2 protein-coding genes are annotated in these 2190 nt (G+C 59.6%); one reads left to right on the forward strand and one right to left on the reverse strand.

Annotated elements, in window-relative coordinates:
- Positions 1-256: 256 nt before the first annotated feature.
- Positions 257-1402: a helix-turn-helix transcriptional regulator gene (locus AC1D06_RS42450; protein ID WP_477991561.1), complete on the reverse strand. Its 1146-nt coding sequence runs from the start codon at positions 1400-1402 to the stop codon at positions 257-259.
- A gap of 368 nt (positions 1403-1770) precedes the next feature.
- On the opposite strand from AC1D06_RS42450, the gene AC1D06_RS42455 reads away from it, so the two are divergent.
- Positions 1771-2190 (forward strand): hypothetical protein (locus AC1D06_RS42455; protein WP_477991563.1); only part of this gene is annotated, 420 nt, incomplete at its 3' end.

The following is a 2190-nucleotide window of genomic DNA, read 5'->3' on the forward strand; positions in this document are numbered from 1 at the left end:
GCTGTGCTCGCCTCGGCCGCCGCAAACATCCGACGACCGCGCTCATCAAGCGTGCGCCCAACCGTCTCCCAGCGATATCGGATGCTATCCTCGTCGATCATCTCATCGACATACGTCGATTTGAGCCCGACGGGAATCCCAAACCACATGAGTCAATCAGACGCACCCCAGGAAATTCGCGATTCCGTTATTGTTCGGAGAATCCTAAATCAAAATGGGGTTTCCGATTTGCAGGACGTCGAGGACGAACCGGAGATCAAACGGTCAACGACAGCGAGGCTGCGAGTTTGACCAGGTCGGCCTGCCGCTTGCAGCCGGTTTTTTCGAAAACGCGCAGCAGATGCGACTTGACGGTGCTGACGGCGAGGCCGAGCCGATCGGCGATCTGCGCCCGCGTATCGCCGGCGGCGACCCTTTCGAACACCCGGGCTTCCGCCGGCGTCAGGCCGTAGACCAGAGCGATGGCATCGGCGGGCATCTGCGGCGCCGGCGATGCGGGCGTGATGAACAGCGCCGCTACCGGGCGCAGGTTGGAATTCAGAGACCCCATATCACGCCGCAACGGCAAGACGTGGATTATCACCGGTTCGCCGTCGCGTCCCTGGGCGGGAATGCCGACTCCGCGTGCGCTGGGGTCGACCGTACCTGACGCAGCGTCTGCGACGGCCGCCTCCAGTGCGGCCGTCGCAGTGGCAAGCGGCAGGACCAGGCGGCCCATAGCGAGACGGATGGAGCCCTGAGCGGCGATCAGGGCATGGGCGGCAGCATTAGCGTGAATGAGCGTATTCTGGTGATCGACAAAGGCAATGCCGATCGTGAACACTTCGAGAGCGGAGGCAAATGTCGATGCCTCGAAGGTTTTCAGATCGAGCACATGGCTGATGTTGACGGCCCGGCGCAGGTGCGGTGCGAGCAGCCGCAGGGCGGCAAGATCGGCTTCGCTGAACGCATCCCGGGTCTCGTGGCGGCCAAAGGTAACATTGGAGACCATTTTATGGTTGCGTTCGAGCCCGATGACCACCGCATCGGTGACCCCTTGCGGGCGAGCCCATTCGGTGAAGTAGGCGTTGGACTCACGGTCCCTGGCGGCGGGAAGACCCGATTGGACGATCGGCTCTTCCAAGGGATATTCCTGGATACGCTCCGGCCCACCCCAGAGATCGGTTACCGCCGTCCCGTAATTCATAGTGCGGCCCATCCAGTAGTCATCGATACCGACAACGGCGCCGAACACCGCTTGCCCGTCAAAGCCATTGATCGCGAGAGCGCCGTTGCAGAAGTTGAATTCAAGGCAGATCGCTTCAACCACGTTGCGCCATTTGGATGGCTCGAGCACGCAGTCATAAATCGCGCCGATCAGTTCTGACATGCGCGCAGTCGAAATCTCGGCGTGTGAAGCCATTTCTGTCATCCGATCACTCACAATCGTCGCGCGCGCATCGCTTTATCCGAAGCCTCGTTCAAAAATCACCTCGAGACTATGGCGTAAAAATACAATTTCGTCAAAACGCCAAAACCCGCATGGATAAAATGTGTCAATACGCCGCGATCTCCACCGAACGGTGGAAGACGGTTCCGATGCCCTGATCTACGGTCGCGCCGGAGCTTGGCGAAGGGCTGTACGATGGACGGTCCGACACTCGTATCCGGACGCAATCAGGCAGGCGTCAATTATATGAATCTCAATCCTAGATAGACGATTTACCCGTTGCTGGCTTGGCCTGGCGACCCTCGATATCGAGAACCATTTCCGTTCAAGGAACCAAAATCATGGCATCTTATGCAACTGCAAGCGACGAAATCATGGTCAACAGCTACGGAGGGGGTGATCAAATCTTTCCCAAAACCACGGCGCTGACCGATGGCGGCTGGGTAGTCACCTGGGCCGGCGAAGGGACGGGAGACAGCTTCGGCATCTTCCAGCAGCGCTACGCGGCCAACGGCGACAAGGTGGGGGGAGATCAAAATCCGGTCAATGCCTACGGCGGGGGTACTCAAGACACTCCAACAACCACGGCGCTTGCCGATGGCGGCTGGGTGGTGACCTGGGAAGGCGAAGGAACGGGCGATAGCTTAGGCATCTTCCAGCAGCGCTACGCGGCCAACGGCGACAAGGTGGGGGGAGATCAAAATCCGGTCAATGCCTACGGCGGGGGTACTCAAGACACTCCAACAACCACGGCGCTTGCC

The organism is Rhizobium sp. P2_G2, assembly GCF_056403555.1.

Excerpts from the sequence above, each read along its gene's own strand:
- AC1D06_RS42450 (WP_477991561.1), bottom strand. The coding sequence starts at position 1,402 with ATGGCTTCACACGCCGAGATTTCGACTGCGCGCATGTCAGAACTGATC.